Genomic DNA, 20,823 nt, shown 5'->3' on the forward strand with positions numbered 1-20,823 from the left:
AGTCCGGAGAAGTTCCCCGTGTCCATGTCCCCGTCCGCTCTTCCTTTCGATGATATCCGCAACCTTGTGGCCGAAATGCCGGGGCCGGATGAGGCGGCGGTGGCAACCGTGCGCGCCCGTGACAGCCAGCTGACCAAGCCTGCCGGTTCGCTCGGCCAGCTGGAAAGCATCGTCGAGTGGCTGGCCGCCTGGTCCGGCAAGCCGGTGCCGAAGATCACCCGTCCGCTGGTCGCCATCTTCGCCACCAATCACGGCGTTGCTGACAAGGGCGTTTCGGCCTATCCGCAAAGCGTCACGCGCCAGATGCTGGAGAATTTCGCCGCAGGCGGCGCGGCGATCAACCAGATCTGCGCGGCCTATGACCTGGGCCTGAAGATCTTTGATCTGGCCATCGACATGCCGACACCGTCCATCACGGATGAAGACGCGCTGGACGAGCCGAACTGCGCCGCCACCATGGCCTATGGGATGGAAGCGATTGCGGGGGGCACGGATCTCCTGTGCCTTGGCGAGATGGGCATTGCCAATACCACCGTGGCCGCAGCCGTCTTCAACGGCCTGTTCGGCGGCACGGCGGCAGACTGGGTTGGACCGGGCACCGGCGTGGATGCGGCCGGGCTGGAGCGCAAGCGCGTGGCCGTGGAAATGGCCGTGTCGCGCCTGGGTGCAGCCGCCAAGGACCCGCTGGAAGTCTTGCGCAAGGTGGGCGGGCGCGAGATTGCCGCCATGGCCGGTGCCATTCTGGCCGCGCGCCTGCAGCGCACGCCGGTGATCGTGGACGGTTTCGTCTCCACGGCTGCGGCGGCGGTGCTCTACAAGATGGACCCGTCCACGCTCGATCACTGCCTCTTCGGCCATGTATCGGCAGAACCGGCGCACCGCCGGGCGCTGGCGGCCATGGGCAAGACGGCGCTGCTGGATCTCGGCATGCGGCTGGGCGAAGGCACGGGTGCGGCCATGGCCGCCGGCATCGTCAAGGCTGCGGCGCAGGTTCATGCGGACATGGCAACCTTTGCCAGCGCCGGCGTTTCGCAGAAGGACTGAGCGCCCGTTCCGGTCAGGACGCCCGTCGGCGCATGTTCGGCCGCCGGACCGGCAGGGTGTAGATGTCGTCGAACAGCTGCGGCATGGCGGGCAGCACACGGGCAGAGGGCAGGGTGACACGCACCTCGGTGCCCTCGCGCAGGCGGGACTTCAGCTCGAATGTGCCGCCATGCTGGTTGACCAGCGCCTGGACGATGGACAGGCCAAGGCCGGTGCCGGGCTCGGCGCTCTTGATCGCCATTGAGCCTTGCCCGAAGGCCTGAAGCACGATCGGGATTTCCTCTTCCGGAATGCCGGGGCCATTGTCCTTGATGGAGACGAACTGGCCGCCGTCACTGGAAGAGCCGATGCGGATCAGCACCTCGCCGTTGGAGGGGGTGAACTTCACCGCATTGGACAGGAGATTGAGGATCACCTGACGCAGCGCGCGCTCATCGGCCCAAAGGCGGGCAAGGCCTTCCTCGTGGCTCTCGCGGATGGCGATCCCCTTGGCCCTTGCACGCACCTGCATCATGCTCTGGCAGTCTTCCACCACATCCTGCAGGGAAACAGCCTCCTCATTCAGCTCATACTTGCCCGCTTCGATGCGCGACAGGTCAAGGATCTCGTTGATGAGGTTCAGCAGGTGCTGGCCGGAGCCGTGAATGTCGGAGGCATAGCCCCGGTAGATCTTGTTGTTCATCGGCCCCATCACCTCATCCTTCATGATTTCGGAGAAACCGAGGATGGCGTTGAGGGGCGTGCGCAGCTCATGGCTCATGGTGGCCAGGAAGCGCGACTTGGCAAGGTTCGCTTCTTCGGCGCGGCGGCGGGATTCATCGGACACCGCATTGGCCTGTTCCAGCTCGGCGATCAGATGGTCCTTCTCGGCGCGGAAGGCCAGCATGGCACGCGAGGAATTCAGGAGCTGGTTGCCCAGCACCAGGAAGAAGCCCTGTGCGCCGACAGCCATGGCCGCCATGGCATAATGCAGCGGCGCGTGGCGCTGCAGCAGCGCCAGCGACATGGCCAGCGTCACCGGCAGCGTGCTAGCCAGCAGCGCATGGGGCAGGGTGGAAGACTGCATGGTCGCCATGGCAATGACGATCAGCATGATCGAAAACTGGAAGATCTCAATGCCTTCCGCCGTACCGCTGGACGCGGGCAGCAGGAAGAAGGCTCCCCAGCACAGGCCGTAAAGGAAATCGCCAACCGCAAAACGCCGCCGCCAGGGGCTCGTCTGGCGCTCTTCCTGCGTCATGCGCTCGAAACGCCGGCAGGTGGACACGGTCAGAATCCAGATGCTCACCGTGAACATGAGCCAGCAGGCCACCAGAACCGGCGAAATCCACATGAGAGACACGGCGGCCACGATGACGAGGAACATGGGGCCGGCGAATGCCGCGCTCACACGCGCCCTGGCAAACAGCAGCAGCAGCTCGGTGTTGAAATCAGGCGGGACGCCTTCCTTCGCCGACAGGCGGTCGCGGACCTGACTGACCGTGCGCGCAACCTCACGGCGGCGCTGGGCACGCTCGCGGTTGATCGCCGTCTTGTGGTCGCCCCTGCCGGGGGAAGTCTGGGCCATTGCGGTTCTGGCCGTCGGCGGCCATCCTCCTCGCGTGGTTTCCTGATGCTTGACACAACTGTGCCTCTTTCTGTGTTTTGGATCAGCAACCCTTAAGAAGCGGCTCAAGGACTTGGTTAAAAAAGGCAAAACAGCGGCAGACAGTGATCCGGAAAGGGCAGGCGGCGTCGTGGCTTCGCCGGGGCTCGCTCCGCTGGCCCGGCGCGTGTCGCTTTGCCGGGTATGTCTTGAAACGCCCCGTGGCAGGCCACTTCCGCACGAGCCGCGCCCGGTTGCCCGCCTGTCGGAGACGGCAAGGCTCTGCATCGCGGGGCAGGCGCCCGGAACCCGCGTGCATGCGTCCGGCGCACCTTTTACGGACCCGTCCGGGGACCGCCTGCGTCACTGGCTCGGTATCGGCGATAATGTTTTCTACGACGTTTCACGCGTTGCGATCGTGCCGATGGGCCTGTGCTTTCCGGGCCTCGATGCCAAGGGCGGTGATCTGCCGCCACGCCCGGAGTGCCGTGCCACCTGGCATGACAGCCTCTTTGCGGCCATGCCCCAGCTGAAACTGGTGCTCGTCATCGGCCGCTATGCGCAGGCCTATCACCTGCCGCATCTCAAGGGAGCCGGATTGACGGAGATTGTCGGCAGCTGGCGCTCCATCCTGTCGGAAAGCGAAGAGCGCGCAGGGCCTGCCTATCTGCCGCTGCCCCATCCTTCCTGGCGCAACAACACCTGGCTGCGCCGCAATCCCTGGTTCGAGGAAGAGTTGGTTCCGGAGCTGCGCCGCCGTGTGGCGCAACTGCTGCAGCCTTGAGGTGCTCGTGCTGAGTTGAGGAAAATTGTTCTTCACACTGTCACAAAATCAGCAGCAAGACCCGTTCAACCTTCGATTTACCGCTTGCCAACGAAACAAAAATCCATTCTCTCAAGAGAGGCGGCAGGACTGCGTCCGGCCGCCGCTGTCCCGGATCTGGAACCTGAACATGATTGACCGCATCGACCGGCGTATTCTCTCCATCCTGCAGGAGGATTGCACCGTTCCCGTCGCCGAGATCGGCCGCCGGGTCGGCCTGTCCACCACGCCCTGCTGGCGCCGCATCCAGAAGCTGGAGGAGGATGGCGTGATCACGGGCCGTGTTGCCCTGCTGGATCCGGAGAAGGTCAATGTCAAGGTGACGGCCTTTGTCGCCATCACCACCAACCAGCACACGGAAGACTGGCTGCGCAAGTTCGCCGATGTGATCAAGGAACTGCCGGAAGTGGTGGAGTTCTACCGTATGGCAGGGCAGGTGGACTATCTGCTGCGCGTCACCGTGCCGGATATCGCCGCCTATGATGCCTTCTACAAGAAGCTCATCTCGAAGATCGACATCACCGACGTGTCGACCACCTTCGCCATGGAACAGATCAAGTGCACGACGGAACTGCCGCTGAGCTACATTCCCGTTGAGAAGACACGTGCGGAAAGTCAGGGCTGACGGCCCGCGCCGCAGACCTGACTGAATGGACAGGGAGAGGCGGAGCTGGCCTGCGGCCCCTTCGCCTCAATATTCCTTTTCGTAGAAGATACCGGCCTTTGACGAACCGTCGGCCCCCACTTCACCGCGAGCCTTGAGGTTGCGGTTGAGGTCGATGTCCACCTTCACCCGGCTGGAATTGGCGGAAGTTCCCTGTTCCACCCCCAGATAGATATTCTCGTTGATGTAGCGCCCTGCGGAGAGCGAGGGCCCATCGGCGCCGCCAAGGTTCACATCCACCGCATCCAGCCCGAGAGACTTGCGCAGCTGTGACAGCGGCCCGGTGTCACTGCCACCGGTGAGCGACGTCACGGCAGCGGCCAGCTGGGCGATCTGGGTGGGCGACAGGTTGGTCACCGAGCGGTCGAACAGCAGCTGAGCCAGAATCTCGTCCTGCGGCAGGGCGGGGCTTGAGGTGAGGTCGATCACCGGATCCGCCGCGCTGCCCGTCACCGTCACGTTGATCGAGGTCGAGCTGGCTGACGTTGCCGCCAGGAAGTCCAGGTTTGGCGTCAGCGAGCCTGTGAAGCCGATGGAGCCGCGCGAGAAGGTCAGCCGCCGCGTCAGGATGTCGAGCAGGCCACGGCGCAGGGTGAAGCCGCCAAGGGCCTGCGGATTGGCAGTCGTTCCGGTCAGCCGCAGCGTGCCGCCCAGTTCCGCATCCACACCGCGTCCGCGCACGAACACGCGGGAGGGCGCGGACAGGGTGATGTCGAGCCCGATCGGGGCGGAGGCGGAACTCTGCTGTCCGCCGCTGCTGCCGCCTTCGGCCTGCAGCTCTGCAATCTGTTCCCGAACCGGCTTGGGCGCATTCACATGCCGCACGGCGAGGGGCGACAGGGCACCCGGCAGGCTCTGCGGAATGTTGATGTTGGCGGTGCTGATGTTGACGGTTCCGCTCAGCCGTCCGCCCGTACCGGTCCCTGCCAGAGGGCCGGAGAGCCTGAGGTCAGCGTTCAGGTCCGCCGTCACCACACGCCCGTCGCTGTAGCGCGCATTCACAGCCTGAATGGCCAGCTCCGCCGGAAGTCCCTCACCAAGTCCGACCGTGCCATTGGCGGAAACCCGGCCGCCTGCCGAAATTGCGGCGTTGAGGCTGGAGATGGTGATCTGCTCGCGCGTGACGCCGATGGAGCCGGCGAAATCGCGCAAGGTGAGGCCGGTGGCCAGCTCCGTCAGTTCCAGCCCCTGCGGCTGCATCTGAAGATTGACCGCCGGATTGGTCAGCGGCCCGCTGATCCGGCCGCTGACGGCCAGCGTGCCTGCGCCCCGGTAGCCCATTTCCGTCAGGCGCACGCGGGCAAGGCCCAGCGGCACCGAACCGTTGACGCCGATATCGAGTGCGCCTGCCCCGGCCAGATTGACCGGGCCTTCCGCCGTCAGCGCCAGTCCGTCCGCGCCGGTGATGCGGGTGGTCTGGGTGATGCGGTTGCCGGAATAGGCGCCGGTGCTGTCCAGCCCAAGCGAGGTGATGCCGTTCTGCGTCAGCAGGGATGCGGTCAGTCCCCGCCCGGAGAGGTTCCACGACGCTTGCGGCGCGGAGGCCGCACCCGTGACCGTGGCCGTACCGCTTAACGTGCCGCCGAGGCCGTAACCGGGCGCAAAGGCATTGCCGAGCGCCAGCGGCACATCGGCCAGCGCCGCCTTGATGTCGAGCCTGTCGCCCGCCGTGCCGGAAATGTCCAGCCGCCCGCTGCCGAGCGCCAGCTGCAGCGGCTCGATCCGCGCCACGGCGCCCTCATAGGTCAGCCGGGCCGGGCGGGCGAGGGTGGTCTTCAAGCCGCTGTAGCTGCCCTGAAGCCGTTCCAGCGCAAGATCGAAACCGGCCGCTGTGGCCGTCAGGGTGCCGGTGGCCGACACGCCATCGGCACCCTGAAGGCGGGTGTCGAGTGTGAAGCCCGTGCGCGTGCCATCGCTTTCAGCAGAAAGGGTAAGGCTCTCGGCGGCGGTTGCACCGGCCATGATCTGGCGGGCCTCCAGCTTGCCGCGCGCCTGCGGCACACTGAGGAGATCAAAAACTTCGCCATTGATGGCAAGCGTGCCGACGCGGTTGTCCTGATAGGCCACGTTGCGCCCGCTGGCCGTCAGGCTGACTTGCGGGCCGCTCTGATTGGCGGAAATGCGCGCCGTTGCATCCAGCGTGCCCGAGACCGGCGTCAGCAGCAGCGGCGACAGGTCCTCAAGCGCCGCGCCCTTGAAGACAAGCTCGCCCGTCAGGGTTTCGAGGGCACGGGTGAGGCTTGCAACGCTCAAGGCGCCATTGAGTTCGTTGCGCCCCGCGACGAAAGAGATATTCCGGACCTCGGCTGCGCCTTGCGAGGAACTGACATCGGCACGGGCGGTCAGCGGCGCGCCGTTGAGGCTGCCGCTGAGGCGCAGAGCACCTGCCGGGGCCGCTGCATCGGCCTTGCCGTCCAGCTCCAGCATCAGATCCGTCAGAGGCGTGCCTGCAAGCGTCAGCTGCGCGGATTTCGCGCTGAGGCTTACGTCCGGACCGGACAGGGGGCCATTCGCCCTCACGGACGCCTCCAGCGCACCTGTCAGCCGCGGGTCGATCTCGTCCACCCGCGTCAGCACCGCCTTCACCTCACCGTGGACAGTTGGGGTGGTTCCGCCTGTGCCGAGTTTCCCGGTTCCATCCAGTTTCAGTGCAGAGGTGCCAAGCGCAAACCGCCGGAAGGCAATCTCCCCGCTGCTGTTGATGCCGGCTTCCAGCTGTCCTTCCAGCGCGCCGGCCAGCAGCCTGTCCACCTGTTCGAGACCGGTGGCGACATTCGTTCCGGCTATCGAGGCGCGGATGGAGCCCGCCTGCTGGGAGGGATTGCCCTCCACCACCATGTTCATGGCCAGCGCCCCGGAGGTTTCAAGGCCGGTCATGCCCGAGAAGCGGGAAAGGTCAGCAAGGGTCAGTTCTGCGGCAAGCCGTGCGTTCGAGTGGGCGATCACGCCTTCCTGCAGGCGCATCTGCACGCCCGGAGCGCTCAGGATGCCGCGGCCAATGGACACCTGCTTCTGGTTGCCGAGAAGCTGGCCGACGATTTCCAGGCTGGAGTCGCCTGCCAGACTGGAGAGACTGGCGTCTGCCGGTTGCAGCCCGCCCAGAGTGAGCCGGGCAGAGAAGGGCAGGCGGAAGTCATTCTTGAGTTCGGCGCCGATACCGGTTGCGGACAGTTGCAGCCGCTCCAGTGCCCCTTGCGGCGCCGACAGGCGGTCTCCCTGCAGATTGAGGTTCCAATCCGCCTTGGCGAGGGAGCCCGAAATATTTCCTGTCAGCGACAGGGCCTGCATGATGTAGCGCTGGCCGTCAGCTTCCAGAGCCAGAAGCGCATCCCCGCCTGCGGCAATCCGTGCATCCGTTTTTGCCGAAAGGGCCCCTGACACGGGGTCGAGGCTGCCGCTGGCATTGGCCTGCAGGGTGCGGGTGGTCACGGCAAGCGAAGCCGACAGGGGCTTGTAGTCCTGCGACATCATCAGGCTGAGATCAGCCTGCGTGTCGCCTGCCGCCAGCGCCGAGGCAGCCGGTGGCACCAGCGGCTCCAGCTGCCCGGTCAAAGCCAGCTTCAGCTCTCTCCCGGCAGCGGTACGGGCCAGCTGTGCGGCCCCGGTGACAGTGCGCCGGCCATCCAGTGCAACGGCCAGATTGGCGGCCCAGTTGTCCAATGGGCCGGAGCCATCGAGGTTGAGGTCAACCGCAGGAAGACCCTCGATCCCGGCAAGCCGCGCGACAAGCCCGCCGCGCGGCTCGCTTGCCCTCAGGGACAGGGTGAGGGCGCCGGACTGGGAAACATAGGCAAGCTGGCCCGAAATCACGCCTCGGATGCCGTCGGTCCGCTCGATGTTGAGGGAAGCATTGACCGAATCAGCTGGTCCCGAGGCCGATGCCTGCCCCCTGACGGAAAAGCGCATCGGGGCGCCTGCAACATCTTCACCAAGGTCGGCCTCGGCGATGTTGAGACGCCCAAGCGTGATCCGGCGCAAAGGCGGCTTGAAGCCGTCCTGCTGGTCATTGCTGGCCGTCTCCGGCAGTGCAGGGCGGCGCGGCAGCGCCACGCGCTGTGCGCTCACACTGTCGATGTTCAGCGAAAGCCCGAACAGGGCCAACGGGCTCCAGACGATGCTGAGATTTTCAATTTCACCATAAGTGCCAACAGGATCCGTCAGTTCCAGCCTGTCGAGCCCGATGTTGCCATTCCAGCCGATGGTCAGGCCTGACAGCCGTGCACCGCCGTCTGCGGTATCCAGAAAACGGTTGGCCAGCCGCTCGGCCGCAGCCTCGCCAAGGGGCGTCGGCAGCAGTGCCAGCGCAAGGCCGGTCAGAGCCGTCGTCGTCAGGGCGGCAATGCCAAGACCCTTCAGGATGCGTCGTGTTGCGGTCATGGGCCTTTAGAATGCCTGGCTCAGTCCAAGATAGATTCCGAACTTCGGATCATCTTTTTCCGGCGAAAGTGGGACCGCCACATCCAGCCGCAAGGGGCCGATCGGCGTGAAATAGCGGATGCCGCCGCCCACGCCGATCTTGAAGGGGCGGGAAAGGTCCGGGGCGATGGCGCTGTAGGTATTGCCTGCATCGACAAAGCCGACGACGCCGAAGCTCTCCGTGATGCGAACGCGCACCTCGCCGGAGAGTTCCACCATGCCCCGCCCGCCGGTGACCTGCCCGTTCCGGCGCGGGCCGGTGTTGCGGTAGGCATAGCCGCGGATCGAGCCGCCGCCACCTGCAAAGAACCTGCGGCTTGCCGGCACATCATCGACGCCCGGCGCCACGATGCTGCCTGCCGCCACACGTCCGGCAAGGATGAAGCGTTTGGCATCATCCAGCGCGGCATAAGTGGAGAAGGAGCCCTTCATGAACATCATGCCGTTGCCATTGCGGATGTCATAGGCTGGTTCTGCAAAGGCGACCGCCAGCAGCCCGCGCGACGGGTTGAACACATCGTCGCGGGTGTCATAGGTCAGTTCCGCCGGGATGCCGGCGAGAAGATACGTGCGGTTGCCGAAGGCATCCGTCTCGTCAATGAAGCTGACCTGCGCACCCACCCGGCCAGACAGCTGGTCCGAGAAAGTGCGCCTCAGATAGGCATCGCCCGAGACCGACCGGCTGGTATAGGCATCCGGCGTTTCCTGCTTGGCACCGAGGCTTGTGGAGAAGCTCGTCAGCGGCCCGAAGACGCCGGGCTTCTCGAAGGCGATCCGTGCCGCATATTCCATGTCCTTGGCCGCCTGGTTGCCAAGCCGGCCGACGGATCCTTCAACGCTCAGCAACTCGCCCTTGCCGAAGAGATTGCGCCGCCGCCAATAGGCCTCGACGCCGCCGCCTTCGGAACTGGACCATGTGGCGCCGGCGCCCAGCACATGGCGCTTGCGCTCCGCCACCTGAATGGTGATGGGCATCCTGCCATCGGCTCCGGCAACCTCGCCCTCCACCATGCTGACCGAAGCGAAGATGCCGAGATCATTCAGCCGCTTCTGCGCCTTGGCCAGGACCTCCGGATCATAGCGTTCCCCCTCGGGGATATTGGCCATTTCCGCAACAAACGCCGCATCGGTGACGTTTGTCCCCTCCACGGTCACCGTGCCGAAAGTGGCCGCCGGGCCAGCCTCGGCCGTCAGTTCTACGTCCAGCCGTCCGGTGGCATGGTCGGCGGTGATGTCGCGGTTCGCGATCCGGGCCTTGGGGTAGCCATTCTGGTGCAGCGCATTGACGATCTGCCGTTCGGCGGCAACGATCTTGGCGGAGTTGGCCGTTTCGCCAGGCACAAGGCCCCAGGTCTGAGGGCTGTCGGGAACACCCGGTGCACCGGCGGAAACCTGAAGGTTGCCGAAGGTGAACAGCGGTCCTGCCGTCACGTTGACCGACACCTGCACGGGGCGCGGACCTGGAATTTCTCCCCGCTCCAGCACGCTCTGCAGGGGCTGCCCGCCAAGCTGGATGTTGACGGTGCCGCCGTAGAAGCCTTGCAGATAGAGCTGAGCCACCAGCCTGTCGAAATCATTGAGGGCGCGTGCGATCAAACCGTCGCTGCCGGAGGGCGGAGAGCTCATCTCGGATATCAGAACGGAGGCTGATTCCAGCTGGTCCTCCAGGTCATCCGATCCGCCGGAGAGGTTCAGTTCGGCCTCATAGGGCAGGGCATCGGGCGCCACCGTTTCGCTGCTGCCCCACAGGCGCACGCCAAACAGTTCGAAAGCGGCCACAGGAGTGGCCAGCGGTGATGCGGACAGAACAAGGGCCACGGCAAGGCATGCCGCAGGCCGCCGGAGAGCACGCGGCAACATCACCTGCCGGGCGGCCGGCGCAGCGGTGGTGCTGCGGAGCCGGAAATCCGGCCCGAGCCTGTCTTCTGACGGAAGACGCATCAACTTGCTACCGTCCCAAACCTCATGCCGGTCTGTTTCCCGGCGTGTCCCATATCCTCGCGCGAAGCGCAGCGTCATGCCCCTGTATGGCACGGCCGGGCGCCGTTGGCGAGCCTCTTGCTAACCATACGGGAGCCCGGAGATACCCCAATCCCCGGTGTCAGTCTGACGCAGAAGTGTCAATAGTTTCCAAAGATTGAGACCACCCTGGCAAGCCTTCCGCAGGGCAGGGAAAACATCGGAAACCTCAGAACAGCTCCGGCTCCGGTGCCACGCCAAGCTGGCGGCGCTTGAGCAATTTCAAGGCGTGATGCGTCAGCATCTCAGCGCCTTGGTGTAAGGTGTATTTTTTCTGTATGCAGTTACCGGTTTAGACATCATGATGCCGCAATAGGGGAATGGGGCAGAAAGATTGGCTATCAAGTATCCTGTGAAGATCAAGGCTGCTCCGAAGGTCGGCAGCTTGTACTGGTGCAGTCTGCACCCAGAGGAGCACATTCATATTCCGGAGTTCTGGAAGAAGCGGCCGGCCGTTATCGTCTCAAGGAAAAATACCTTGCATGGAAAGGTGATGATACTTCCCATCACAACAGATCAGGACAACGAGAATTATGAAAACAGCATTGAACTTTCGCAAGGCGCCAGTGACAAGATCAATGGGAAGCGCTGCTGGGTTGTCTGCGATCATGTCATGACAGTTGCAACGTCACGCCTTGATTTTATTCATGCAAAGCCTCCCCGGCTTGAGACTGCCGAGCTGGCCCCCATTCTTGAACTGATGCATTCGCTTCTGGCCGGCTGGCGCTAATACCAATTCTCAATTGGATTGTTTCATCGAGAGTTGGTCAAGCGCGTTGGCCGCAGGGCTGCTGAAGGGCCACCGATTCTTGACAGAAAGACACCATGCCGGTATCTTCAGATCATATGCGGGGCGTGGGAACGCGTCACCGTCTCCCTGTTTCAGGGACATATAAGCCAAGCCACCCTCACGGGTGGCTTTGGTCTTTCTGATGTTCCGTTTTGCAAGTTCTTTCCAGAAATCCCAATGCCCAGCCCGGACAAGAACGTGGGCTGAACCGGCAAATGTCTGTTCAGAACAGCTCCGGCTCTGGTGCCACGCCAAGCTGGCGGCGGGCGGCGGTGAGGGTGTTGGCCATCAGCATGGCGATGGTCATCGGGCCGACGCCGCCGGGCACGGGCGTGATGGCGCCTGCCACTTCGGCAGCTTCTGCGAAGGCAACGTCTCCCACGAGCTTTGTTGCGCCTTCGCCCTTCGCCGGATCGGGCACGCGGTTGATGCCCACGTCGATCACGGTTGCGCCGGGCTTGATCCAGCTGCCGCGCACCATTTCCGGGCGGCCGACGGCGGCGACGACGATATCGGCGCCGCGCACCACTTCGGGAAGGTCCTTCGTGCGGCTGTGAGCAATGGTCACGGTGCAGCTTTCGGCGAGCAGCAGCGCGGCCATCGGTTTGCCGACGATGTTGGAGCGGCCGATGACAACCGCATTGAGGCCGGCGAGCGGTGTCTGGAGCGTGCGCTTCAGCAGCACGAGGCTGCCAGCCGGCGTGCAGGGCACAAGCGCCGTGTCACGGGCACCGGTTGCCAGGAGGCCCACATTGACCGGGTGGAAACCGTCCACATCCTTCTCCGGGCGGATCAGGCGCAGCACCTTGGTCTCATCGATATGGCCGGGCAGGGGCAACTGCACCAGAATGCCGTGAATGGCATCGTCTTCGTTGAGCTGCGTCACCAGCGCCAGCAGGCTGGCCTCGGACGTGTCTGCGGCCAAGGTGTGCTTGACCGAGTGAAAGCCGCAGGCTTCCGCCGCCCGGTCCTTGTTGCGCACATAGACCTGGCTGGCCGGATCCTCCCCCACGAGCACCACCGCCAGCCCCGGCCGCTTGCCGGTTTCGGCCAGAAGCCGTGCGGCACGGGCCGTAATTTCGCTGCGCACGGAGGCGGCAACCGTCTTGCCGTCAATGAGGTTTGCCTTGCTCATGGGTCACGTCTTTCACAAGCGGCGCGGGAGGCGCACCGGCTGGCTGATTTTGCGCGCACCATAGGCAGCAAGGCCCGCGCTGAAAAGAGGTTTCAGGCCGGTTTCCGTGTCTTTCCGCCGCCGCTTTTGAACGGCTTCAGAACGTGCGGGCGAAAGCGGCAAGACAGGAGATGGCGCAGACGATGTGATAGAGCGAACTTGCCGGTGCAGGCTCGTCCACGAAACTGCCGTCCGCGCGCCACTTGTCACGCCACAACCCGCGCAAGGGAACGTCGAGATAGGTCTCCAGTGCCTTGCCAGCCCGCAGGATGGATACCAGCGCTTCTTCCCGCTTCTCTCCATTCGGTGTTTCGGCCAGTGTTTCGGCCAGTGCAATGCCCGCCTTCAGCCACTCCGTCTGGCCCCAGAGGCGGGCCATTGTGTCGCGTGGGCTCAGGTCTGCATTGAGGGACATGAAGGCGGCGTCCCGAGCCGGATCCACGCCGCAGGTCTCGCCAATCTCCACAAGCCGGACAGCAACTGGCAGCACTTCCGCCGTCCGGCCGCGCCGCCTTGCCCAGGTCAGCAGCAGCCAGGCCCATTCAAACTGATGACCAGGCTCCACCGCCTGCTTCGCCGGGTCTTCGGGCAGCGACCAGTCGAGCGTGAAAAACTCATGCAGGGCACCGGACGCCGGATCTACGAAGCGGGTGAGGGCAAGAGTTGCGATCTGGTCCGCCAGATCCCGCCAGCGCATGCCGCCGCCCGCGTCTTCCATGGCAAGGCATGCCTCCAGCATGTGCATGTGCGGGTTGGAGCAGAGCGGCGCGCGCGGTGGATTGGCCTCGTGAAAACCGCCCGCCGGGTGGGCGTATTCTCTCAAGAGCTGCAGAAGGGTTCTGTCGGCCCGTGCCAGCAGATCCGCCGTCCGCGCCGGAAAGGCAATGGCTGCAGTGGCGAGCCCAAAAAGTGCAAAGGCCTGATTGTAGAGATCAAACGCCGTGTCGCGCGTCTTTGCGTCGATGCTTACGGCGTTGATCACAAGATCGCGCTCGTCAAGATAGGTGTCGCGAAAGTACGCCATACCCTTCGCCGCCATGTTGAGCGCTTCAGGGTCCTTGAACCCCAGCCTTGTGCCCTCGATCAGGCTGTAGATCTGCCGCGGGGCAACACGTGCGCGCACCATGCCGCTCCCGGGCGCCAGGGCTTCATCGATGGACAGGGTCTCGGCAAAGCGTCCTGTCTGCGCATCAAACCCGGCCTTCAGCCAAAGCGGCAGCGCAGCGCCGCAGAGCCAGGTTCTCAGGCGCAGATCGAGATCTTTGATGGCGGCGAGTGCCGGAGACGTAGAAGCGGATGATATCACAGCACAATCCAGTTCTCTGCGGCGCGGCAGCATACGGCGGTTCTCAGTAGTTCTACTAGCACAGCCTCTGCCGCATGGACAGGCCGCAGCGGAACCTTGATGTCAGACAAGCGGACATAGTTATTGTCTGATTTGCGGAGGCTTGAAAAGGTGCATCCATCCGCAACCGGTCTGGCGTATCTGGAGAACGCGTATCCCTCCTGCGCCTCAGAACAGACCCTCTACCTGACCGTCCGCATTCAGGTGAATGTCGAGTGCCGCCGGATGGCGGGGCAGGCCGGGCATGGTCATGATGTCGCCGCAGATGGCAACGATGAACCCGGCACCTGCCGACAGCCGCACTTCGCGCACCGGCAGGGTGTGCCCTTCCGGTGCGCCCAGCAGGGCGGGGTTGGCGGAGAAGGAATATTGGGTCTTGGCCATGCAGACCGGCAGATGGCCGTATCCGCTCTCCTGCCAGCGCTCCAGCTGGCGGCGGGCGGCGGGGTCAAAGGAGATCGAGCCTGCACGGTAGATCTTCCGGGCCACGGTTTCGATCTTGTCCGTCAGGGGCATTTCGTCCGGGTAGATCGGTGCAAAGCGGGCGCTGCCGCCTTCCGCCAGTTCAACCACCTTGTTGGCGAGAGCTTCCGTGCCCTTCGAGCCTTCGGCCCAGTGGGTCGCCAGAATGGCCTCGACGCCGAGATTGCGGCAATAGGCGGTAATGGCGGCAATCTCCGCATCCGTGTCCGAGGTGAAGTGGTTGAGGGCCACGACAACCGGAACGCCGAACTGGCGCAGGTTCTCGATGTGGCGGCCGAGATTGCACAGGCCGGCCTCGACAGCGGCCACATTCTCATGGCCAAGATCGGCCTTGGCGATGCCGCCGTTCATCTTGAGGGCACGGACTGTTGCAACGAGAACCACGGCAGCCGGCTCAAGTTCCGCCTTGCGGCACTTGATGTCGAAGAACTTTTCCGCCCCAAGATCCGCGCCGAAGCCTGCCTCTGTCACCACATAGTCAGCCAGCCGCAGGGCCGTCTGTGTCGCCACAACGGAGTTGCAGCCATGGGCGATATTGGCGAAGGGGCCGCCGTGGACAAAGGCGGGCGTGTGCTCCAGCGTCTGCACCAGATTGGGCTGGAAGGCCTGACGCAGCAGCACAGTCATGGCGCCGTCGGCGCCCAGATCGCGCGCCGTTACCGGGCTGCGGTCCGTGCGGGTGCCAACCACGATATCGCCAAGACGGCGTTGCAGGTCGTCAAGATCCGTCGCAAGACAGAGGATCGCCATCACTTCCGAGGCAACGGTGATGTCGAAGCCTGCTTCCCGCGTTGTGCCATTGGCCCGTCCGCCCAGACCGGTGACGATGGCGCGCATGGCCCGGTCGTTCATGTCCATCACACGGCGGAAGGCTATGCGCTGCGGGTCCAGTCCCAGCGCGTTGCCCCAGTGCAGGTGGTTGTCGATCAGCGCCGCCAGCAGGTTGTGGGCCGAGGTGATGGCGTGGAAATCGCCGGTGAAATGAAGGTTGATGTCCTCCATCGGCACCACCTGCGCCTTGCCGCCGCCGGCTGCTCCCCCCTTGACGCCAAAGCAGGGGCCGAGCGAAGGCTCGCGCAGGCAGATCGCGGTCTTCTTGCCGATACGGGACAGGCCGTCGCCGAGGCCGACGGTTGTCGTCGTCTTGCCTTCGCCGGCCGGCGTCGGGTTGATGGCGGTGACGAGGATGAGCCGGCCCTTCGGGCGGCTCTGCACATTGGCGATGAATTCGCCGGAGACCTTGGCCTTGGTCTTGCCAAAGGGCTCAAGTGCCTCTTCCGGAATGGCGAGCTTCGCAGCAATATCTCTCATCGGCAGCAAGTGTGCTGCCCGCGCGATCTCAATGTCGCTCGCCATGTATGCTCCCCTGGAATCAGTCTGGTGCTTTCTCACCTTGGTAGCCTGCCGGGGGCTTGCGGGGGAGAGAATTCTTGTTTTTTCAGGTCAGGAGCTGGCCTGGGTGTCAATGACAGTAAACCGGCTTCTGCCGCTTGGATCCTGGGTCAAAAGCCCGTGCCCGCCAGCCTGATCCATGATCTTGGCAGCGAGCGCTTCCAGCGGCACGGCTGCCCCGAACAGATAGCCCTGTCCCTTGGAGCATCCGGCCTTCTGCAGCAGCGCCTGCTGCTCCAGCGTCTCTACGCCTTCCACGGTCACCGCAATGTTCAAGTCACGTGCCAGGCTGACTACGGCTTCGATGATCGACTTGCTCTGCGGGTCCGAAGACAGGGACCGCACGAAGCTGCGGTCGACTTTCAGCTCGTCCCAGTCGAACTGGCGCAGATAGGAGAGGGACGAATAGCCGGTGCCGAAATCGTCCAGGGCTATCGTCACGCCAAGCTGCTTCAGTCTGTTGAGCGTCGAGATGCAGCGTGCCGTGTCACTCATCAGAATGGATTCGGTCACTTCCAGCCGCAGCCGCCCTGGTGCAAGGCCGGTGTCGAGCAGGATCTGGCGCACGGTCTCGAGCAGGTCATCGCGCAGGATCTGGGCCACGGAGAGATTGACCGACACAGGCAGCGTACCCAGAACGCGGGCGGCATCCGAACAGGCCTGCTGCAGAATGGAGCGGCCCATGTCGACAACCTTGCCTGAGCCTTCGGCTATCGGCACGAATTCATCCGGTCCGATGCGCCCCAGCTGAGGGTGGGTCCAGCGGGCCAAGGCCTCCACGCCGATGATGCGTCCGGTGCCAAGTTCCACCTGCGGCTGGTAAAAGGGGAGAATATCGCCGGCCATGATCGCCGGATGCAGATCGGCTTCGATTTGCCGCCGCCGGGACAGGTTGGCCCGCATGCCGGCATCGAACAGTTGCACGATTCCCTTGGCCCGGCCCTTGGCAAGGCTGAGGGCAAGATCGGCGTTGTCGGGGAGCTGTGTCCGGTCCTGAAGCCCGGGGCCATCGACAGCAAGACCTATCGTGGCATCCACCAGCACGGTGCCATGTTTCATGTGATAAGGCTCCCGCAGGGCCTTCAGCAGAAACTCGGCCTTCTGGCGGGCATCCTGAAGCCCGTTCTCCGTGCGCAGCAGGACGAGGAACTCATCGCCGCCGAAACGGGCTGCAATGGCATTTTCCCAGAGCGAGACGATGCTGGTGAGCCGCTGGCCGACGCCGTTCAGCAGGGCATCACCTGCGGCATGGCCGAGCGTGTCATTGACGGTCTTGAAGCCGTCAAGGTCAATGGCGAGCACGGCAAGCGGGCGGCTGCTCTTGCGCTGCAGTTCAGCGCGGAAAAAGTCCTGAAAGGCCAAGCGGTTCGGCAGGGAGGTAAGCTGATCGTGGCGGGCAACGAAGGCATGATCGGCTGCCGAACGCTCCGCCTGGGCCCGGGCGGCCACCAGCGTTCTGTTCTGCAGGAAAAGACTGGCCAGAAGCACCCCGCCGACAGCAAGAAGGGCATAGGTCAGCCAGTGCCCTGCCGTCATGGAGGTCTGAATCCGTTCCCGGATCTTGTCTGCCTCGACAAGGCTCAGGCTATAGGCTTCCCCGCCAATACGGTCGACAGCGGCCTTGACCGGAACCATACGGTCGATGATTTCGAGCTGTGCGCTGGGATCTTCGATCCGGTCGAACAGCGGTTCAAGCGCCTCCAGATCTGCTGCCAGCTGTTCGAACCGCGCGACCCGCTCGGCGGACAGCTCCAGGAAGGTCCGGAACTGTCCGGAGCTCCAGGTTTTCATGCGGCCGATCATGATCTGATAGTAGAGCTGCGCTTCGCTTGCGGCGGACTTGTCCCCCGTCGCTGCATAGCGCGCGACCAGCTCGCGCAGGGTCGAAACCTCCAGACGGCCGTTGAAGCCGGTCCAGGCAATGTCGTAACGCTTGGCCTGAATGACGGCGCTCTGGTTGGCTGCTGTGATATAGGGCTGGATTAAGGCAGCAGCGGCCAGACAAATGAAGAGTAGAACAGTTATTCGCCGGAACCATATCGTCATGGCAACAGTCACCAGTAAGAGGGGAGGGCTTGTTACCTGATGGTGATCTGGCGGATCTGCCAGACCGCGCGCGAATAGTAGCTTTCCGTCTTGAGGTCAGGCCTGTCACTGAAAGGGAAGATCAGAAAAAGAGGGCCTTTGTCTGCCACGGGCATATGCTTGCCGTTCTGCCGTGTTGCCAGAAGGCCTTTCGCCTGAACAACGTCGTCAAACGGCATCTGGACGAAGTAGCTGTTGAGGGCCATCACCTCGACCGTGCCATCTTTCACGCCTGCATGGGCCATGAGCCTTGCAAAGGGAACACCTTCAAACGTTACCGGACCATCATGCCAGGGCGTAACCGTTGTCATGCTCTCCAGCCCCAAGGCCTCAATCTCATCCATTGTCATGGCGATGGGGCCTGAGGGGAGTTTTCCGTCAATCGTCAGTATAGTGGGGGCGCCGGAAGCTGTTGATGCCGCTGGAAAAAATGAGATGAGAAAAAGAACGCTGGCAAAAATGACAGTAAGGAGACGCATCGGAACTCTCCGCAATATGAATAAAATTAGAGTAGCCTTTTCCCATCCAAGACTGGGTAAAGGAAACCGGTAAAATTTTAGGCAATTATCCTTTTGTGACCTAACGTCAAAGGGTGCGTTCCCAAAGGGGAAGCGCGTTCCCGGGGCTGCAGTGCTGGTAATAGGTCAATTCGCTAAGGAAATGGTAAAATTTGGCGTACCTGGATAAATTATGCACGTATCACGAGAAATGCGCCGCGCCAGCCTGGGGGCTGACGCGGCTGTCATGATCTCAGGTCTTTCAGGTGAATTCAGACCGGCACAGCTGCCTGCCGGAGCTGCATGCGCGTGCTGCGCGAAGCCCGGTTGCCGCCTTGATAGGTGTTGCGCTCTTCCGTCGGGGTGACGAGGAAGCGTTCCCGGTAGCATTTGGTGAAATGCGATGTGGAGGCAAAGCCGCAGGCAATGGCCACATCCAGCACGGCACGCGAGGTGCGCCGCAACAGGTCGCGGGCCGTCTCGAGGCGCAGCTTCAGATAGTATTGTCCCGGCGTGCAGTTGAAGTGGCGCCGGAACAGCCGCTCCAGCTGGCGGGGTGACAGGTTCACCGTCATCGCCAGTTGCTGGCAGGAGAGGGGATCCTCGATATGCATGTCCATGATGCGGATGGCTTCGAGGATCTTGGCATTGGAGATGCCGGTGCGTGCCTCGATGTCATGGCGCTGCGCGCTCTCGCCCGAGCGCATGTTCTGGTAGAGGGCCACCTCGGCAACCTCATGCGCCAGTGCCGCCCCATGGCGGATGGCGATGAGCCGCAGCATCATGTCCAGTGAGGCCATGCCGCCGCCGCAGGTGATGCAGTTGCGGTCAATGGCGAAAATGTCGGAGGACACGTCCACGCCGGGAAATTCCTCGCGGAAGGAGCGCAGGTTTTCCCAGTGCAGTGTGCAGCGCCGCCCCTCCAGAAGGCCGTAGCGGGCCAGCAGATAGGCGCCGGTGCAGATGGCGCCGAAGGTGCGCCCGCGTGAATTCAGCTTCCGCAGCCGTGTGCCCAGTTCCTTGTCCAGGGGCAGCCGCTCCACATCGATGCCGCTGCACAGCAGGGTGATATCCGCATCCTCCAGTTCGCGGATGCTATGGTTCACGCTGATCTCACAGCCATTCGAGGCGGTGACCGCCGCTCCATCCAGGGAGTAAGTGCGCCAGCGGTAAAACTCCCGCCCCAGAACCCGGTTGGCAAGGCGCAGCGGTTCAACGACGGAGGTGAAGGCAATCATCGAAAACCGGTCGAAGAGGACGAGGGCAATGGTCTGCCCATCGAGATCTGACCTGTGCGGCTGCGGACCGGAATTGGACATGGAACGCGGCACCCTTAACTCTGGAAGATTATGTATTTTCCAGTATGGAGCGCTATCATTGGTTTGCCTGTCAATGAAAATCTGAGAAATCGGAGGCTTGCGGAAACCGTTCCTAAAACGCCCGGGCGAATAGATTTTTTTTTATGCGGAAGGCGTTTTCCTGGGCGGTTGTTGCTTCATATCAAGGCGAAGAAAGTGGTAGGTGATACGCCACAATAGCTCGTGCCTTGCCGGTGAGGAGACGACTCTCTCTCATGTGCTTGTGCGGGCCGTTCCAATGGACTGGCCGTCGACGTGAAGTGTCGCGGCGTAACATGACTGGACCGCCATGAACGTTCTTGCCAAACCCGCCGACCTGGAAGCTGTCGCAGGCCCGAGCGCCTTCGTGCAGGAAGTGACGGAGGTCAAGCATTACACCGACCGCCTGTTCAAGTTCCGCACCACGCGGCCTGCCGCATTCCGTTTTCGCTCTGGCGAATTCGTGATGATCGGCCTGCTGATCGACGGCAAGCCCCTGTACCGGGCCTATTCCATTGCCAGCCCGTCCTGGGATGAGGAATTGGAGTTCTTCTCCATCAAGGTGCCGGATGGCCCGCTGACCCAGCATCTGCAGAAGATCCAGCCGGGCGACGCGCTGCTTCTGAAGAAGAAGCCGACCGGCACGCTGGTCAACGACGCCCTGACGCCGGGCAAGCGCGTCTACATGTTCTCCACCGGCACCGGCATTGCGCCCTTCGCCAGCCTGATCCGTGATCCTGAAACCTACGAGAAGTTCGATCAGGTCATCCTGACCCACACCTGCCGTGAAGTCGCAGAACTGCGCTACGGCGAGGAACTGGTCGAGGCAACCAAGAACGATCCGCTGATCGGTGAACTCGCCAGCGAGAAGCTGGTGCATTACACCTCCGTCACCCGCGAGGACTTCCCGCGCCAGGGCCGCATCACCGATCTGATCGAGAGCGGCAAGCTCTTCACGGATCTCGGTGTTTCGCCGCTGGACCCGGCCATCGACCGCGGCATGATCTGCGGCTCCATGGAAATGCTGCGCGACACCAAGGCCCTGCTCGAAAAGGCCGGCCTCAACGAAGGCGCCAACAACAAACCCGGCGAATTCGTCGTGGAACGGGCGTTTGTGGGCTGAGGCTTCCCGTTGGCTGTTGCAGAAACTGGACTTAGGAGCCGGTCCG

At 63.3% G+C, this 20,823-nt stretch carries 14 protein-coding genes; 5 read left to right on the forward strand and 9 right to left on the reverse strand.

Annotated elements, in window-relative coordinates; translation table 11 throughout:
- The first annotated feature begins 24 nt into the window (after positions 1 to 24).
- Entirely contained in the window at positions 25 to 1,044 is a 1,020-nt protein-coding gene (cobT, locus tag IF10I1_RS05425) for a nicotinate-nucleotide--dimethylbenzimidazole phosphoribosyltransferase (RefSeq protein ID WP_208977466.1), read from the forward strand.
- 13 nt (positions 1,045 to 1,057) lie between these two features.
- On the opposite strand, the gene IF10I1_RS05430 is transcribed toward cobT, so the two are convergent.
- Positions 1,058 to 2,611 carry a HAMP domain-containing sensor histidine kinase gene (locus tag IF10I1_RS05430; RefSeq protein WP_050471187.1) on the reverse strand — a complete coding sequence of 518 codons (1,554 nt, stop codon included), beginning with the start codon at positions 2,609 to 2,611 and terminating at the stop codon, positions 1,058 to 1,060.
- A 169-nt stretch (positions 2,612 to 2,780) separates the two neighbouring features.
- Here IF10I1_RS05430 and IF10I1_RS05435 point away from each other — a divergent pair, with 169 nt between their 5' ends.
- Both IF10I1_RS05435 and IF10I1_RS05440 read left to right on the forward strand, forming a co-directional pair.
- Positions 2,781 to 3,413: a uracil-DNA glycosylase family protein gene (locus IF10I1_RS05435; protein WP_186393858.1), complete on the forward strand. Its 633-nt coding sequence runs from the start codon at positions 2,781 to 2,783 to the stop codon at positions 3,411 to 3,413.
- A 169-nt stretch (positions 3,414 to 3,582) separates the two neighbouring features.
- Complete coding sequence (locus IF10I1_RS05440) at positions 3,583 to 4,077, forward strand: Lrp/AsnC family transcriptional regulator (protein ID WP_026355314.1); 495 nt, start codon at positions 3,583 to 3,585, stop codon at positions 4,075 to 4,077.
- 66 nt (positions 4,078 to 4,143) lie between these two features.
- Here the strand turns inward: IF10I1_RS05440 and IF10I1_RS05445 are convergent, their stop codons facing one another.
- Both IF10I1_RS05445 and IF10I1_RS05450 read right to left on the reverse strand, forming a co-directional pair.
- On the reverse strand, positions 4,144 to 8,493 hold the full coding sequence (locus IF10I1_RS05445; RefSeq protein ID WP_186424388.1) for a translocation/assembly module TamB domain-containing protein: 4,350 nt from the start codon (positions 8,491 to 8,493) through the stop codon (positions 4,144 to 4,146).
- Positions 8,494 to 8,499: 6 nt separating this feature from the next.
- Entirely contained in the window at positions 8,500 to 10,473 is a 1,974-nt protein-coding gene (locus IF10I1_RS05450; protein ID WP_208977374.1) for an autotransporter assembly complex family protein, read from the reverse strand.
- 412 nt (positions 10,474 to 10,885) lie between these two features.
- On the opposite strand from IF10I1_RS05450, the gene IF10I1_RS05455 reads away from it, so the two are divergent.
- Positions 10,886 to 11,281, forward strand: a complete 396-nt coding sequence (locus IF10I1_RS05455; RefSeq protein WP_186393856.1) for a type II toxin-antitoxin system PemK/MazF family toxin — start codon at positions 10,886 to 10,888, stop codon at positions 11,279 to 11,281.
- 283 nt (positions 11,282 to 11,564) lie between these two features.
- Here IF10I1_RS05455 and folD read toward each other — a convergent pair whose 3' ends face one another.
- The 6 genes from folD to IF10I1_RS05485 form a co-directional block, all read right to left on the reverse strand.
- Positions 11,565 to 12,476: a bifunctional methylenetetrahydrofolate dehydrogenase/methenyltetrahydrofolate cyclohydrolase FolD gene (folD, locus tag IF10I1_RS05460; protein WP_186393855.1), complete on the reverse strand. Its 912-nt coding sequence runs from the start codon at positions 12,474 to 12,476 to the stop codon at positions 11,565 to 11,567.
- A 136-nt stretch (positions 12,477 to 12,612) separates the two neighbouring features.
- Entirely contained in the window at positions 12,613 to 13,821 is a 1,209-nt protein-coding gene (locus IF10I1_RS05465) for an AGE family epimerase/isomerase (RefSeq protein ID WP_371328555.1), read from the reverse strand.
- A gap of 207 nt (positions 13,822 to 14,028) precedes the next feature.
- On the reverse strand, positions 14,029 to 15,699 hold the full coding sequence (locus IF10I1_RS05470) for a formate--tetrahydrofolate ligase (RefSeq protein WP_186393853.1): 1,671 nt from the start codon (positions 15,697 to 15,699) through the stop codon (positions 14,029 to 14,031).
- Between the two features lie 87 nt (positions 15,700 to 15,786).
- On the reverse strand, positions 15,787 to 17,781 hold the full coding sequence (locus IF10I1_RS05475) for a bifunctional diguanylate cyclase/phosphodiesterase (RefSeq protein WP_094462085.1): 1,995 nt from the start codon (positions 17,779 to 17,781) through the stop codon (positions 15,787 to 15,789).
- A gap of 32 nt (positions 17,782 to 17,813) precedes the next feature.
- Entirely contained in the window at positions 17,814 to 18,299 is a 486-nt protein-coding gene (locus IF10I1_RS05480) for a molybdopterin-dependent oxidoreductase (protein WP_119396615.1), read from the reverse strand.
- Positions 18,300 to 18,589: 290 nt separating this feature from the next.
- On the reverse strand, positions 18,590 to 19,636 hold the full coding sequence (locus IF10I1_RS05485; RefSeq protein WP_050471195.1) for a GlxA family transcriptional regulator: 1,047 nt from the start codon (positions 19,634 to 19,636) through the stop codon (positions 18,590 to 18,592).
- Between the two features lie 328 nt (positions 19,637 to 19,964).
- Between IF10I1_RS05485 and IF10I1_RS05490 the strand changes: the two genes are divergently transcribed.
- The gene (locus IF10I1_RS05490; protein WP_186393852.1) at positions 19,965 to 20,777 is read left to right on the forward strand and encodes a ferredoxin--NADP reductase; all 813 of its coding nucleotides are present in this window, start codon (positions 19,965 to 19,967) and stop codon (positions 20,775 to 20,777) included.
- The last annotated feature ends 46 nt before the right edge of the window (positions 20,778 to 20,823 follow it).

The sequence above is a fragment of the Pannonibacter sp. I15F10I1 genome (assembly GCF_900185665.1).
Lineage (GTDB): Bacteria > Pseudomonadota > Alphaproteobacteria > Rhizobiales > Stappiaceae > Pannonibacter > Pannonibacter indicus.